Below are 15,170 nucleotides of genomic sequence, written 5' to 3' on the forward strand. Positions count from 1 at the left end.
ATATATGGCAGATAATACAGAAATTTTGAGACGGCGAACGTTCGCCATTATTGCGCATCCTGATGCCGGTAAGACATCTTTGACGGAAAAACTGTTGCTTTTCGGTGGTCAGATTCAGGTGGCGGGTGCAGTGAAAAGCAATAAGATTAAGAAAACGGCTACATCCGACTGGATGGAAATCGAGAAGCAACGTGGTATCTCGGTGACAACTTCTGTGATGGAATTCGATTATCGCGATTACAAGATTAACATTCTCGACACTCCGGGTCACCAGGACTTTGCCGAAGATACATACCGCACATTGACCGCTGTAGACAGTGTTATCATTGTGGTGGACGGTGCGAAAGGTGTGGAAACACAGACACGCAAGTTGATGGAAGTGTGCCGTATGCGCAAGACTCCGGTAATCATCTTTGTCAACAAGATGGACCGTGAAGGTAAAGACCCGTTCGACTTGCTGGACGAACTGGAGGAGGAACTGATGATTCAGGTTCGTCCCTTGTCCTGGCCGATTGAGCAGGGAGCTCGTTTCAAGGGCGTATATAATATCTATGAACAGAAGCTGGACTTGTATCAGCCGTCCAAACAGATGGTGACGGAAAAAGTGGCAGTCGACATTCATACGGAAGAATTGGATGAACAGATCGGAAAAGCATTGGCAGACAAGTTGCGCGGTGATTTGGAACTGATTGAAGGCGTTTATCCTGAATTTGATGCTGAAACTTATCTGGCGGGTGACTGCGCTCCCGTATTCTTCGGCTCGGCTTTGAATAACTTCGGTGTCCAGGAGTTGCTGAACTGTTTCGTAGAGATAGCCCCGAGCCCTCGTCCTGTGCAGGCTGAAGAACGCGTAGTGAAACCGGAAGAACCTAAATTCACCGGATTCATCTTTAAGATTACTGCCAATATCGACCCGAACCACCGTTCGTGCGTGGCATTCTGCAAGATTTGTTCCGGTAAGTTTGTGCGTAATGCTCCGTATGTGCATGTGCGTCACGGAAAGACGATGCGTTTTTCGTCGCCTACCCAGTTTATGGCCCAGCGCAAGACAACGATTGACGAAGCTTATGCCGGAGATATTATCGGTCTGCCGGACAACGGTACTTTCAAGATTGGCGACACGCTGACGGAAGGTGAAATGCTTCACTTCCGCGGATTGCCGAGCTTCTCGCCGGAAATGTTCAAGTATATCGAGAATGCAGACCCGATGAAGCAGAAACAATTGGCAAAAGGTATCGACCAGTTGATGGACGAAGGTGTGGCACAGTTGTTTGTCAATCAGTTCAATGGTCGCAAGATTATCGGTACGGTGGGGCAGTTGCAGTTTGAGGTTATCCAATATCGTTTGTTGAACGAGTACAATGCGTCCTGTCGCTGGGAGCCGGTAAGTCTGTATAAGGCTTGCTGGGTAGAGAGTGACGACCCTGCGGAACTGGATGCTTTCAAAAAGCGTAAATATCAGTATATGGCGAAGGATAGGGAAGGGCGCGATGTGTTCCTGGCCGATTCCGGTTATGTACTTCAGATGGCTCAGATGGACTTCAAGAATATCAGATTCCACTTCTCAAGCGAATTTTAAGAAATAGTCGATGTATTTTCTTCTAAAAAACAGGTAAAAAAAGAACAAACATATCTCATATAAATGAGCGAAGAGAAATGAAGACACTATCCTGGGATAAAATTCAGCAGGGGGATGAGGATGCATTCAGGCAGCTTTATGACCAATATGCAGATTTGCTTTATGGATATGGCATGAAGATTGCCGGTGATGACAACGTGGTGACAGAGGCGATACAGTCGTTGTTTGTTTACATCTTTGAGAAAAGAGAAACGTGTGCTGCTCCCCAAGCCATACCTGCCTATCTATGTGTTTCGTTGAGACACATGATAGTGAACGAGCTGAAGAGGGAGAATAGTGAAACACTCAAATCGCTGGACGAAGTAGGCACCAATGAATATCGGTTTGATTTGGAAATAGACATAGAGACAGCTATTATCCGTTCGGAATTGGAAAAGGAGCAGTTGGCAGCTTTGCAGAAAGAGTTGAATGACTTGACAAAGCAACAGCGGGAAGTATTGTATCTGAAATACTATAAGAAGATGAGTCCGGAAGAAATAGCCCTGGTGATGGGGCTTACTTCCCGTACGGTATATAATACTACTCATATGGCTATAACCAGATTGCGGGAGCGTTTAGGTAAATCTTTATTGTTGGCAGTGATGGCTAATTTGTGGATATTTAATTGAGGTGGGATATGGAAAACTGGACAGAATCTTTAGACAAATACTTGGAAGAAGGAAAACTTCCTCTGATCGGTGAAAAGTTCTCTCGCAAAAAAGAAATCAGCGATAAGCTAAAGTTACAGCGTGAAGAAAGCCATAAGATTGCCTTGAGCCGTAGAAGAAAACAAGGTGCTGGGCGGAGCATTCCCTTCTCTTGGGGGATAGCCGCCATGTTCTTGCTTCTTTTGGGAGTGGGAGGATATCATTTCTCGGAGAAAAAGATAGTGACGGAAACTACGGCTATGGCATATGAATTGCCGGATGGCAGTAATGTGCGGATGATGGAGAACTCCTGTCTGACTTACAACCGGATTACTTGGCTTTGGGAGCGTAAACTGCAACTGTTGGGCAAAGCTTCTTTTGAGGTGACCAAAGGCAAGACATTTACTGTCTGTACCGAAGCCGGTGACGTGACGGTGTTGGGAACAAAGTTCCTGATTGACCAGAAAGGAAAGAAAATGTTCGTGAACTGTGAGGAAGGTAGTGTCAAGGTGGAGACTGCCGTAGGCAACAGGACATTGGTTGCCGGAGAAAGTGTGCGTTGTGATGAAAGTAAGATTGTTCTTGTTCCGAAACAGGATAATCCGGAGTTTCCGGAAGTTCTGGGATATGAAGACGACCCGCTGATAAATGTAGTGGCGGATATTGAACATATATTTAAGGTGAAGGTGGTGGGGCATGAGAAGTGCGACGGACTTACCTATAACGGGACGGTCTTGACGAGAGACTTGAACGCTACTCTCAAAAATGTTTTCGGTTCGTGTGGAATCAGTTACGAACTTCATGGAAAAGAAATATTTTTAAAATAAAAAAAGCCTCTTCTAAGCGTCTGGAAGAGGCTTTTTCGTTTTTCTTCAAATTTTCTTCGTTTTTTCTTGGTAAAAAAGAAACGTTTCTTTCTCTTCCTAATAGATGAGCTATTAATGATATTTGAAAGAAACGATAGAGATTTAATTAGAAGAGAAAATTTTAAGCTCAAAACAAACAATAGACAATTGGCGGTGAATGGTTGTCGGGTATTTAAGCGGGAAACGGCCCCCTCGTTGACAGTGGTGATTGCTCTTTAGGCTCGTTTCCTCCTATCAAACAGACATAGTTGGCTATAAAAGGGTTGACAACCGGACACTATACTTGCTGTACTAATTTGAAAAATGAACGCTGTGACAGCGCATGAGAGGTTTACAAAGAAGGTCGGCCCTTTTGGTGGTTAATAGGTTAAGAAGGTATGAAGCCAAAATGGGAAGCCGAACCTGTTTTTATCATTGAGTATTTTTATTTAATAATTGTTTTATCAGAATGTGAGAAAAGGTTGAGGGGCCTTTTCTCACATTGTTTTTATATATATATGATAACGGGGTAATTTATGGATTTATACTTTATATTCCTTTCTTAATTTATTTTATAACAAAAAAATGGTATTTTCGGACGCATTTTAGACAAACGACTTTAATTACTAATAATTTATTATATGGAAAATATCGAAACAGCGATTCTGCTGATGGTGGTCGGAATGGCTACCGTATTTGTTATTCTGCTGATTGTGATTTATTTAGGTAAATTTTTAATCACTCTGGTCAATAAATATGCTCCCGAAGAAGTGGTTCCTGTGAAGCAGGAAGCAGCGAAAGGTCCTGCGCCTGTTCCGGGAAATATTCTGGCAGCTATTACAGCCGCAGTGAATGTGGTGACATTGGGTAAGGGCAAGGTTACTAAAGTAGAAAAAATATAAATCTATAAAAAGTTATATCACTGAAAGACATGAAAAGAGAAGTAAAGTTTAGTTTGGTTTTCCGAGATATGTGGCAATCTGCCGGAAAATATGTACCTCGTGTAGATCAACTCGTCAAGGTAGCTCCTGCCATTATTGAAATGGGCTGTTTTGCCCGCGTAGAAACAAATGGCGGTGGTTTTGAACAGGTAAATTTATTGTTTGGAGAAAATCCGAATAAGGCTGTGCGTGAATGGACGAAACCATTCCACGAAGCCGGTATTCAAACCCATATGCTCGACCGTGCACTGAACGGACTCCGTATGAGCCCTGTTCCGGCTGATGTCCGTAAATTGTTTTACAAAGTAAAGAAAGCTCAGGGAACAGATATTACCCGTACATTCTGCGGATTGAACGATGTGCGTAATATCGCTCCTTCCATCACCTACGCAAAGGAAGCCGGCATGATTTCACAATGCTCGCTTTGCATCACTCATTCGCCTATCCATACGGTAGAGTACTACACCAATATGGCGCTGGAACTTATCAGACTCGGAGCGGACGAAATTTGCATCAAGGATATGGCGGGTATCGGCCGTCCTGTTTCATTAGGCAAAATCGTAGCGAATATCAAGGCTGCGCATCCTGAAATACCTGTCCAGTATCATAGCCATGCAGGTCCCGGATTCAATATGGCAAGCATTCTCGAACTGTGCGAAGCCGGTTGCGACTATATAGACGTAGGCATGGAACCTCTTTCATGGGGTACGGGACACGCTGACTTGCTCAGTGTGCAGGCGATGTTGAAGGATGCCGGATACCAAGTTCCTGAAATCAATATGGAAGCCTACATGAAGGTACGTGCGATGATTCAGGAATTTATGGATGACTTCCTTGGATTGTATATCAGCCCGAAAAACCGCTTGATGAACTCCTTGCTGATTGGTCCCGGACTGCCCGGCGGCATGATGGGCAGTTTGATGGCAGACCTCGAATCCAATCTGGAATCTATCAATAAATATAAGGCTAAGCATAATCTGCCGTTTATGACGCAGGATCAACTTCTTATCAAACTGTTTGATGAGGTTGCTTATGTATGGCCTCGTGTTGGGTATCCACCGTTGGTGACTCCGTTCAGTCAGTATGTGAAGAACCTTGCTATGATGAATGTGATGGCAATGGAAAAGGGTAAAGACCGTTGGGGTATGATTGCCGATGACATTTGGGATATGATTTTGGGTAAAGCCGGGCGTCTGCCGGGTAAGCTTGCTCCTGAAATCATTGAAAAGGCGGAACGCGAGGGTCGTAAATTCTTCGAAGGCAATCCGCAGGATAATTATCCGGATAATCTTGACAAGTATCGCAAGTTGATGAAGGAGAACAAATGGGAGGTAGGACAAGACGATGAAGAGCTCTTCGAATATGCTATGCATCCGGCTCAGTATGAGGCTTACAAGAGCGGTAAGGCAAAAGAGGATTTCTTGGAAGATGTTGCCAAGCGTCGTGCCGAAAAAGACAAGTCGCCGGAAGAAGACGCTAAACCGAAGACACTGACTGTACAGGTAGACGGACAGGCATACCGCGTGACTGTTGCTTATGGTGACACCGAACTTCCCGTTGCGCCTGCTGCCGCTGCTCCGGCAGGAGAGGGCCAGGATGTGCTTTCTCCGTTGGAAGGTAAATTCTTCCTGGTGAAGAATGCGCAGGAAACGGCTTTGAAGGTAGGGGATGCCGTGAAAGAAGGCGATGTAATCTGTTATGTGGAAGCGATGAAGACTTACAATGCTATCCGTGCAGAGTTTGGCGGTACGGTAACTGCTATCTGCGTTAATCCGGGAGACACGGTTTCAGAAGATGATGTATTAATGAAAATAGGATAATGAACGAGATATTTGAGAATTTGTACGACATGACTGCGTTCAGCAATATTATTGCCGAGCCGCAGTTTCTGATAATGTATGCCATCGCGTTCGTTCTGCTTTATTTGGGAATCAAGAAACAGTATGAACCGTTGCTGCTTGTACCTATTGCTTTCGGTGTGTTGCTTGCCAACTTCCCCGGTGGAGATATGGGGGTGATTCAGGCCGACGAGAATGGTATGGTAATGATAAACGGAGTAATGAAGAATATTTGGGAAATGCCTTTGCATGACATTGCGCATGAATTGGGACTGATGAACTTCATCTACTATATGTTGATTAAGACGGGGTTCCTGCCGCCGATTATCTTTATGGGTGTCGGTGCGTTGACGGACTTCGGACCGATGTTACGTAACTTGCATCTTTCTATTTTCGGTGCTGCTGCACAGCTTGGTATCTTTACCGTGCTGCTGGTGGCTATTCTGATGGGATTCACTCCGCAAGAAGCGGCTTCTCTCGGTATTATTGGTGGTGCGGACGGGCCTACGGCCATTTTTACTACTATTAAGCTTGCTCCGCATTTGCTGGGCCCGATTGCTATTGCTGCCTACTCTTACATGGCATTGGTGCCGGTAATTATTCCGCTGGTAGTGAAATTGTTCTGTTCAAAGAAAGAGTTGTGCATCAATATGAAGGAACAAGAAAAGAAGTATCCTTCGAAGACGGAAATCAAGAATTTGCGTGTGCTGAAGATTATTTTCCCGATTGTGGTGACTACGGTTGTGGCGCTCTTCGTGCCTAGTGCGGTTCCTTTGATTGGTATGTTGATGTTCGGTAATCTGGTGAAAGAAATCGGAACCAATACATTCCGTTTGTTTGATGCTGCTTCCAACAGTATTATGAATGCCGCCACCATCTTCCTCGGCTTGTCCGTAGGAGCAACGATGACTGCTGAAGCGTTCCTGAACTGGACGACAATCGGCATTGTTGTCGGTGGATTCCTTGCATTCGCACTTTCCATTACCGGCGGTATCTTCTTTGTGAAGTTTGTAAATCTCTTCTCCAAGAAGAAAATCAATCCGCTTATCGGTGCGACCGGACTGAGTGCTGTTCCAATGGCAAGCCGTGTGGCGAACGAGATTGCTTTGAAGTATGATCCGAAGAATCACGTATTGCAATATTGTATGGCAAGTAACATCTCCGGTGTGATCGGTTCTGCCGTAGCTGCGGGTGTGTTGATTTCCTTCCTTGCATAAGTGAAAAACAGACTTTAGAAATAGAAACCGGAGAATGGGCATCTTGGCTTATTCTCCGGTTTTCTTTATATATAGACTTTGTGAATTGTTTTTTCTTATTCACTGATAACTTTTTTGTATTCTGTTATTGCCATCTTTTCAGCTAGATAAGCATTAATCAGATTGGTGTGTGCCTGCGTCCATGATAACTGTGCGGAGAGTACGTCTACCATATTGGCTTTCCCTTCATTATACGAGAAAGTGACCAGGTCGAGGTTCTCATTTGCCAGATTCATTGTTTCTGTCGCAGTCTTTACCTGATATTCTGTTTCCGTCAGTTTGGTCAGTGCGGCGGAGAGTTCTTCATTGATGTTGTCTGTCACATAACTTTGTTGCAGCTTCTGTATGCCTATATATGCTTTCTGCTGACGGTTCGTCTTGAAGCGGGCGCCCCATCGGAAGATGGGAATGTTCAGATTAATACCGACAATGGGATTGAATGAAACATCATATCCGAGGTTGGGAGTAGCTGTTGCCCAACCACCGCTGAAGTACATATTCAACTGGGGATTAAACTGACTAAGCGCAGCTTTACGTTGAGCCTGGCTTTTCATGATATTGACTTCCGTGCTTTCATAATCGGCACGACGTTGCAATACATTCTCAAGGGACAGAATCTGAACAGGGGCAGAAGGCATATCAATCGTATAAAGGCTGTCTACCGGATTGTTAGGTTCCGCTCCCATTAGAATATTTAGTTTCTGCAGAGCCAGTGTGTAATTTTGGCGGGCCTTGATATATTGAAGTTCCGCTTCTTTCAGCCGGGTAGAGATCATAAGTAAATCCGTACGGCTGATCATCCCATCGTTGAAACGATCTTGAATAATATCGTACTGCTGCTTTATAATGCTCTGGTATTTATCTGCTGCTTTCAGCATTGCCTGCGAGGCGGAAGCGTTCCAATATACAGCATCGCTTTGATAGTGAATCTGGTCTATGGTGAGTTCTTCATTAAGCTGATTCAGCTTTTCGTCTGCTTTGGCTATCTTATGCTGCGCATTGAGCGCACCACCTGTATAGAGAGGTTGCGAGACGACAAATACCCCTTGGTAAGTGTGATTGCGGTATTCGCCCAGTGGCTCGTTCCATGCGCTGAGGTCACTCAGATTGAGTGTACCGTCTGCATTGATATCTATTTTGGGCAAGAATCCTGTATGGGCAATCTTCCGTGCTTCAACACTGGCCAAGGTCTTTAGTTTCTGTTGTTTCAGGATTTGACTGTACGCTTCCACTTTATCCCGGTAGGCTTCCCTGCTGAGATAGGGTTGTTGTGCCTCGGCTGTGAGACCGAGGAACAACAGTGACAGAGTTATAAGTTGAGTTCTCATTTTATTTTTAATAAATAGTAAATTCAAGTTTCATAAGGAAATCATTAAGTACATGATAATATGCCGGATGGAAACCTTGCTCCGGCATTACGCCGGTTTAATCCGCTGAATGGCGCAATAAGCTACCGGGAGTACAAACAATGTCAGTGCTGAAGCTACCAGCAGACCACCCATGATAGTAGCCGCCATTCCGCCGAACATGGCATCGAACAATAATGGTAACATACCTAAAATCGTTGTGCCGGATGCCATCGCCACAGGAACAATACGGCTGGTCGTGGCGCTTATGACTGCATCCAGAGGTTTCTTTCCTGTTGCCGCTTCCAGATCGATTTGCTCAACAAGTACAATCGCATTCTTTATATTCATACCAATCAATCCCAGCAAGCCGAGAATGGAGAAGAAGTCAAATGACTTGCCTAGGACTAATAATCCCAAAACGATTCCGATGAAAATCAACGGTAACATTAATAAAATTACTGTTGGTTTACGATAGGTACGGAACAGGAACAGTAATGTTACAAACATCAGGAAGAAGGTCAGCGGTAAATTCTTAGCCAACGCCTCGTTGGATTCCACTTGGCTCTCTTGTTCACCAAAATACTTCATCGTATATCCTTCAGGAACTTTAATCTCTTTCTGCACTTTTGACCATATTTGATTAAAGGCAGCGATAGCATTTACTCCACGCCGTGGGTCGCACTGAGCCATCATCACCATCTGCCGGTTATAGTCTTTCACATTCGAGAACCGATACTGAAAATCAAAATCAGAAACTACTTGTTCGAGACTGGTCGTTTCGTTGCCGGTTCCGAATACCGGTAATGTGCGCAAATCATTGATGCGGAACGAATTTACCGTATTATCTTTCAGCAAAATCGGAAGCACCTGGTCACCTTGCCGGTATTCGCCCAGTGTCATCCCTGTTGTTCCAATCTGGATACTCTGTGCCATGCCTTGGCGGGATACTCCTAACGGTTGTGCCCGTTCCGGACTATATATCGGTTTCCATACCGGAATCTTGTTTCCCCACGAATTGCGTATGTTAATCAAATCAGGATTCTGATGCATGATATCCAATACCTGGTTTGTGAGTGCTACAAGCGTGTCCGTATTGGGGCCGATAAAACCGATTTCAATAGCGGCATCTACCGGAGGCGACAGTTTGAACAGGCTTGTACGGGTGATCGCATTCGGATAATTGGCTTTCATGTATCCGTCGAAATCCTCTTCATATTCTTTCGTGTATTTACTATCCGTCAACTCCACCAGTATATTGGCAAAGTTGGGTTTCGGACCTACTGAGGTGGAAGCCAGATAATATCTGAGCGGTGTGCTGCCGAAGGTAATTGATACCTTTTTCACTTCCGGCTGTTTTGCCAGATGTTCTTCTACTGATTTCATTTCTTTCACGACATCGTTGATGCTATACCCGTCAGGATAGAATACGTCCGCACGGAAATAAGGTTTGTCCAGGGAAGGGAAGAAGTTTTGCGGCATCGTTCCCATTATAATCAGTGAAATGATGAATAGTGCAACCACAGAGCCTAGCGTCAATGTTTTCCTGCGAATCAACACATGGAGAATTGAAGCGAATTTATGATAGAATGGCTTGTCATACGGGTCTTTGGCACCGTTGTTAGCTTTTGCTTTCAGAATAAAATTACCGAATACGGTCGTTTGTGTGAGAGCAAGTACCCAACTCAATCCCAACGAAATGGCGAGTACGACGAAAAGCGGTTTGACGATTTCCGCCACAGAGGAAGGAGCGAGGTAGAGGGGAAGAAACGAACAGATAGCAATGAAAGTGGCTCCGAGCAATCCCCATTGCGGTCCGGTGGCACCATCTATCAGCGCTTTCCGCCGGTTTACTCCACGGGCTATGGCTATTTGCGCATTGTCTGTCACTACAATGGCGTTGTCCACCAACATTCCCATGGCGATGATGAATCCTGCCAATGAAGTACGGTTCAGTCCGACACCAAAGAAAGACATGATGAGCAGTGTGCCGCCGATGGAGAAAATGAGTGATGAACCGATTAATACTCCTGCACGCAAGCCCATCACTAACATGATAATCACGATTACTATCAGGATGGATTCTATCAGGTTGATGATAAATCCGTTGTTGGCTTCGTTGGCTATTTCGTTCTCCAGATATAAGCTTTGCAACTCCAGTCCCACAGGCATGAGCGGTAGCAATTCGTTTAATTTCGCTTTTACATTTTCGCCTGTCTGCACTACGTCCCGTTGCGGGTCGGTAGAGACACCAATGCCGATGGCACGTTTTCCATTCACATGCATGATATTGGAAGGTGGATCCATGTATCCTTTCTCTATAACGGCGATATCACCCAGTTTTACTTGTCCGGCTTTTGTTGTAATCACTTGGTTGCGGATGTCGTCCACGGTGGTGTACATGCCATTGGCAGTCACCCGTAGCTGTTGCTCGCCTGCACGGATTTCTCCGGTATTGATAATTTGGTTTTGGGATTGCAGCAGACTGGCGAGCTGCTTCGGATCAATCCCCATTCCCACCAGTTTATTGGTCGAGATAAAGATATTGACTACTTCCGTCTGTACTCCGAACAGGGCGACTTTCATTACTCCGTCCGCAGTGACTACCTGTGTCTTGATTCGCTCTGCCCAGTTGCGCATTTCTTCGTAAGAGAAGCCATCGTCTGCTGTCAGGCCATAATAGATGCCGAATACATCACCGAAATCATCGGAAACGGTCGGTGTGGAAGCACCGCTTGGCAACTGTGGCTGTATATTGAGTACTTTTCGCCGCAACTCATCCCATTTTTGTGGGATGGAACTGGCTGCCAGTGACGGTTGCAGCTCGAATGTGATTTTAGAGAGCCCGTACATAGATTCTGATTTAATCTTGTACACACCGCTCATACTTTGAATCTCGCGGGAGATAGGTTCGGTAATCAATCGTTCCACCTCAGCCGGTTCGGCTCCCGGATAACGGGTCATGATAACCGCTGACTTGATGACGAAGGGAGCATCCTCTTTCTTACCCAACTTACTAAAGGAAGTGATTCCTCCTATTAGTAACACAGCAAGAAAGAAATAGATGATTTTCGTGTTGTCTAATGAATATTTAGCTAAGTTCATTTCTCAATTTCTTTTACAGTTTCTCCTTCTACTAACTGATACACACCTGCAATAACTATTTTCTCTCCGGGTTTTAGTCCTGCGGAGATAAGAGCCTGGGCTTCTCCGGTTGGCGCATTGACGCTAACTTCACGCTTGTGGACTTTGTCGCCTTCTACCACCCATACATACATTTTCTTTCCTTCACTTTCACCGAATACAGCGCTAAGCGGTACAATTGTCCAACTGTCTTGCACGAGCGGGCCCACATCTGCCGTAAAACGGATACTGCACGTAAAGCCCGGTTTTACGGCGTAGAGATCCCGGTCGAAAGACGGGTCGTCAATCGTGATGCTGACTGGAATTCCGGTGCCATCTGTCGAGATATCAAGATATTCTTCGAGCTTTGCCTGAAACACGTGCCCTTTGAACGTATCGAATTCTACAAGGAAACGCGGCTCTTTGGCACGCAGCAGATAAAGGTAAGCATCCGGAATGGTAAACTTAATGCGCAGATTACGTGTATTGACTAACTGCACTATGCCTTCACCTGAATTGACACGTTGGTAGTTCTCTACCAAACGCTTTTCTATGGAGCCGTCGAAAGGAGCTGTCAATTTCGTGTCGCGCATATTATTGGCGGATAATTCGTACTCGGACTTCGCTTTCTGATAGTTGGCCAGGCTGATTTCGTATTCTTGTACGGAGATAGCTTGGCGGGAGAGGAGCCGCTTGTTACGTTCTACCTGTGCGGTAGCCGTTTCGTAGGCGGATTTTGTGGCAGCATATTGTAATGCAATGTCTCTAGGGTCAATTGCTGCTATCAGTTGTCCCTTTTTAACTTTTTCTCCCTCGATTACAGGTAATTGGATGATTTGTCCGCTGACGCGGAAAGCCAGTTTCACATACTCCACAGCTTCTACGATTCCCGAAAAATCTTTTCTGATAATCGATCTCGATTCTACAGTTGTTGTTTTTACGGGACGGGCTGTTGTTACTTTCGTCTCTTTTTTCTGTCCGCAGCCGGCTAGCAAGATTACAGCCGCCAGGACTAATCCATATTTCTTCTTCATATACCACACTGATGTTTAGAGTTTTCGCGTTGATTCGTTCTTCTTTTTTAAAGATAATAAACAACTTACGGATATGAATGTTCAAGGTTCGTTCTTTTTTGTGCGATGTGCATGATAAAAGTAATCCCCGGCAATAAAGTTACTGCTGGGGATTGCTTTTATTTGTTTTCTGAAATCTTAGTTTCGTTGTCTTTTGGGTTTTCCGGAAAAGATTGTCAGTTCGAAAATAGTAAATATGATTTCGGTTGTGGAATAACCGTTGAGATCATATTCCAGGTTTTCGTTGTCGGAGTAATATTTGAGATAAACGGTTGGAGTTCCTTTATCGAAATCAAGAAAAAGATAAGAAGTGTAATCGTAGATACCCAGGCCGGCAAACTCATTTAATATGGCAGTATTGAAGAGCGTGCACCATCCTGTTGTCTCTTCCTGTCCCGACATTTCGAATCTGCGATGTTCTTTACTGAAATCCTCTTCTTTTACATACTTGAGTTGCTTTTTAATTTCCGGACTGAAAGCCAGGCGTTGTCTGATGAATTTGAGGACTTCTTCTTTTGTCATTTGCTTCAATTGGGTTATTTCCATTTTGGGGTTTATTAAGTTGCCAAAGTTACTTTCTTTATTTGAAAATCAGTAGGAATCGGAACTATTTCTTTAAAAAAAATCTGGTTTGTCTTGCTGTGGCGTTTTAAACGAAAAAGAGGAAATTCTCTAGTGGGAATCTCCTCTTTTTTCATCTTTAAGAAAGATCGAATTATTTCTTCTTACGGTCACCGTAGCGGCTCATGAACTTATCAACACGTCCTGCAGTATCTACCAATGTAGATTTACCTGTATAGAACGGGTGAGAAGTGTTAGAGATTTCAATCTTCAGCAACGGATAAGTTTCACCTTCGAATTCGATGGTTTCTTTAGTTGCTACAGTTGATTTAGATAAAAACATGTCACCATTTGACATATCTTTAAATACTACCGGACGGTATGATTCTGGATGAAGGCCTTTTTTCATTTCAGTATCTGTTTTTTTAATTTATATTCTGTTACTATTTTGGTAAGAAATAGTGTAATGGTCATTTTCAGAGCGCAAAGATAATGCATTTATGTGAAATAGAAAAAGGTTTTGCAGAAAAAAAAGAAGATAAAGTGGTTTGGTGCTCTGTGAGATCACTCTAATTACTCACCACCTGACTATTTTATCTTTTAGTTATTTATTTGCAAGGTAGACATTACAATCTAATGCCGGACTAGCTTTCCGGCTGGATTTAGATGGCCGATTTAAACCTTTTTCTACTATATTTTTCTTTCCGATGTTCGTTATTCGATGGATAATGCTTACTTTTGCGTAGAATTTTTATTCACTAACAATAAACTTTAAACAAAATGGTAAATTACAAAGATTTAGGATTGGTAAACACAAAAGAAATGTTTGCTAAGGCTATCAAAGGTGGATATGCTATCCCAGCATTCAACTTCAACAATATGGAACAGATGCAGGCTATCATCAAGGCTGCTGTTGAAACTAAATCTCCTGTGATTCTTCAGGTTTCTAAAGGTGCTCGTCAGTATGCTAACGCTACTTTGTTGCGTTATATGGCTCAGGGTGCTGTAGAATATGCTAAAGAATTAGGCTGCGCACATCCCGAAATCGTTCTTCATCTTGACCACGGAGATACTTTCGAAACTTGTAAGTCTTGTATCGATTCTGGTTTCTCTTCAGTAATGATCGACGGTTCTCATCTCCCTTACGAAGAAAACGTTGCATTGACTAAGAAAGTGGTTGATTACGCTCACCAGTTTGACGTAACAGTTGAAGGCGAACTTGGTGTATTGGCAGGAGTAGAAGATGAAGTTTCTGCTGACCACCACACATATACTGATCCTGAAGAAGTTATTGATTTCGCTACTCGTACAGGTTGCGACTCTTTGGCTATCTCAATCGGTACTTCTCACGGTGCTTATAAATTTACTCCGGAACAATGTCACATCGATCCGGCTACCGGCATGATGGTTCCTCCTCCATTGGCATTCGACGTTTTGGATGCTGTAATGGAAAAACTTCCGGGATTCCCTATCGTTCTTCACGGTTCATCTTCAGTTCCTCAGGAAGAAGTGGCAACTATCAACAAGTTCGGTGGTAACCTGAAAGCTGCTATCGGTATTCCTGAAGAATGGTTGCGTAAAGCTGCTACTTCTGCAGTTTGCAAAATCAACATTGACTCAGACTCTCGTTTGGCTATGACTGCTGCTATCCGTCAGACTTTTGCTGAAAAACCGGCTGAATTCGACCCACGTAAGTATCTTGGTCCGGCTCGTGACAATATGGAAAAATTGTACAAGCACAAAATCATCAACGTACTTGGTTCAGACAACAAATTGGCTCAGTAATCATCAGATTATTCCAATATAATAGGAAAGGCTGCTTCCGGTTGACGGTTGCAGCCTTTTTTATTCTTGTTTGCTACAACAGAACAGATAAGATAAACTGTAAGATAATAAAAACGCTCCTTTCCCGAAAGAAAGAA

12 protein-coding genes are annotated in these 15,170 nt (G+C 44.0%); 7 read left to right on the forward strand and 5 right to left on the reverse strand.

Annotation, left to right across the window (positions count from 1 at the left end):
* Positions 1 to 4 precede the first annotated feature (4 nt).
* The 6 genes from RDN93_RS05465 to RDN93_RS05490 all read left to right on the forward strand — a co-directional run bounded on the left by RDN93_RS05465 (position 5) and on the right by RDN93_RS05490 (position 7,106).
* Positions 5 to 1,579 (forward strand): peptide chain release factor 3, encoded by a 1,575-nt coding sequence (locus RDN93_RS05465; protein WP_308744560.1) that lies wholly within the window; start codon positions 5 to 7, stop codon positions 1,577 to 1,579.
* Between the two features lie 77 nt (positions 1,580 to 1,656).
* Positions 1,657 to 2,247, forward strand: coding sequence for a sigma-70 family RNA polymerase sigma factor (locus tag RDN93_RS05470; protein WP_308744561.1), 591 nt, complete (start codon positions 1,657 to 1,659; stop codon positions 2,245 to 2,247).
* 8 nt (positions 2,248 to 2,255) lie between these two features.
* Positions 2,256 to 3,092, forward strand: a complete 837-nt coding sequence (locus tag RDN93_RS05475) for a FecR family protein (RefSeq protein WP_308744562.1) — start codon at positions 2,256 to 2,258, stop codon at positions 3,090 to 3,092.
* Positions 3,093 to 3,751: 659 nt separating this feature from the next.
* Positions 3,752 to 4,012, forward strand: a complete 261-nt coding sequence (locus tag RDN93_RS05480) for an OadG family protein (protein WP_308744563.1) — start codon at positions 3,752 to 3,754, stop codon at positions 4,010 to 4,012.
* A gap of 29 nt (positions 4,013 to 4,041) precedes the next feature.
* Positions 4,042 to 5,871 carry a biotin/lipoyl-containing protein gene (locus RDN93_RS05485; RefSeq protein ID WP_308744564.1) on the forward strand — a complete coding sequence of 610 codons (1,830 nt, stop codon included), beginning with the start codon at positions 4,042 to 4,044 and terminating at the stop codon, positions 5,869 to 5,871.
* The gene (locus RDN93_RS05490; protein ID WP_308744565.1) at positions 5,871 to 7,106 is read left to right on the forward strand and encodes a sodium ion-translocating decarboxylase subunit beta; all 1,236 of its coding nucleotides are present in this window, start codon (positions 5,871 to 5,873) and stop codon (positions 7,104 to 7,106) included. Before RDN93_RS05485 ends, RDN93_RS05490 begins: the two co-directional genes overlap by 1 nt.
* 95 nt (positions 7,107 to 7,201) lie before the next feature.
* Here RDN93_RS05490 and RDN93_RS05495 read toward each other — a convergent pair whose 3' ends face one another.
* The 5 genes from RDN93_RS05495 to RDN93_RS05515 form a co-directional block, all read right to left on the reverse strand.
* The gene (locus tag RDN93_RS05495) at positions 7,202 to 8,473 is read right to left on the reverse strand and encodes a TolC family protein (protein ID WP_308744566.1); all 1,272 of its coding nucleotides are present in this window, start codon (positions 8,471 to 8,473) and stop codon (positions 7,202 to 7,204) included.
* A gap of 87 nt (positions 8,474 to 8,560) precedes the next feature.
* Positions 8,561 to 11,596 (reverse strand): efflux RND transporter permease subunit, encoded by a 3,036-nt coding sequence (locus tag RDN93_RS05500; protein WP_308744567.1) that lies wholly within the window; start codon positions 11,594 to 11,596, stop codon positions 8,561 to 8,563.
* A complete protein-coding gene (locus tag RDN93_RS05505) occupies positions 11,593 to 12,648 on the reverse strand; it encodes an efflux RND transporter periplasmic adaptor subunit (RefSeq protein WP_308744568.1) in 1,056 nt (351 codons plus the stop codon). Before RDN93_RS05505 ends, RDN93_RS05500 begins: the two co-directional genes overlap by 4 nt.
* 177 nt (positions 12,649 to 12,825) lie before the next feature.
* On the reverse strand, positions 12,826 to 13,233 hold the full coding sequence (locus tag RDN93_RS05510; RefSeq protein ID WP_308744569.1) for a hypothetical protein: 408 nt from the start codon (positions 13,231 to 13,233) through the stop codon (positions 12,826 to 12,828).
* Between the two features lie 169 nt (positions 13,234 to 13,402).
* The gene (locus RDN93_RS05515) at positions 13,403 to 13,657 is read right to left on the reverse strand and encodes a type B 50S ribosomal protein L31 (RefSeq protein WP_005678397.1); all 255 of its coding nucleotides are present in this window, start codon (positions 13,655 to 13,657) and stop codon (positions 13,403 to 13,405) included.
* 371 nt (positions 13,658 to 14,028) lie between these two features.
* Here RDN93_RS05515 and RDN93_RS05520 point away from each other — a divergent pair, with 371 nt between their 5' ends.
* Positions 14,029 to 15,033 carry a class II fructose-bisphosphate aldolase gene (locus RDN93_RS05520; RefSeq protein WP_308744570.1) on the forward strand — a complete coding sequence of 335 codons (1,005 nt, stop codon included), beginning with the start codon at positions 14,029 to 14,031 and terminating at the stop codon, positions 15,031 to 15,033.
* Positions 15,034 to 15,170 lie beyond the last annotated feature (137 nt).

The sequence above is a fragment of the uncultured Bacteroides sp. genome (genome assembly GCF_902491285.1).
GTDB lineage: Bacteria > Bacteroidota > Bacteroidia > Bacteroidales > Bacteroidaceae > Bacteroides.

Bases quoted from the DNA above. Each gene is read 5' to 3' on its own strand.
- RDN93_RS05465 (WP_308744560.1), top strand. From the start codon at position 5: ATGGCAGATAATACAGAAATTTTGAGACGGCGAACGTTCGCCATTATT.
- RDN93_RS05470 (WP_308744561.1), top strand. From the start codon at position 1,657: ATGAAGACACTATCCTGGGATAAAATTCAGCAGGGGGATGAGGATGCA.
- RDN93_RS05475 (WP_308744562.1), top strand. From the start codon at position 2,256: ATGGAAAACTGGACAGAATCTTTAGACAAATACTTGGAAGAAGGAAAA.
- RDN93_RS05480 (WP_308744563.1), top strand. From the start codon at position 3,752: ATGGAAAATATCGAAACAGCGATTCTGCTGATGGTGGTCGGAATGGCT.
- RDN93_RS05485 (WP_308744564.1), top strand. From the start codon at position 4,042: ATGAAAAGAGAAGTAAAGTTTAGTTTGGTTTTCCGAGATATGTGGCAA.
- RDN93_RS05490 (WP_308744565.1), top strand. From the start codon at position 5,871: ATGAACGAGATATTTGAGAATTTGTACGACATGACTGCGTTCAGCAAT.
- RDN93_RS05495 (WP_308744566.1), bottom strand. From the start codon at position 8,473: ATGAGAACTCAACTTATAACTCTGTCACTGTTGTTCCTCGGTCTCACA.
- RDN93_RS05500 (WP_308744567.1), bottom strand. From the start codon at position 11,596: ATGAACTTAGCTAAATATTCATTAGACAACACGAAAATCATCTATTTC.
- RDN93_RS05505 (WP_308744568.1), bottom strand. From the start codon at position 12,648: ATGAAGAAGAAATATGGATTAGTCCTGGCGGCTGTAATCTTGCTAGCC.
- RDN93_RS05510 (WP_308744569.1), bottom strand. From the start codon at position 13,233: ATGGAAATAACCCAATTGAAGCAAATGACAAAAGAAGAAGTCCTCAAA.
- RDN93_RS05515 (WP_005678397.1), bottom strand. From the start codon at position 13,657: ATGAAAAAAGGCCTTCATCCAGAATCATACCGTCCGGTAGTATTTAAA.
- RDN93_RS05520 (WP_308744570.1), top strand. From the start codon at position 14,029: ATGGTAAATTACAAAGATTTAGGATTGGTAAACACAAAAGAAATGTTT.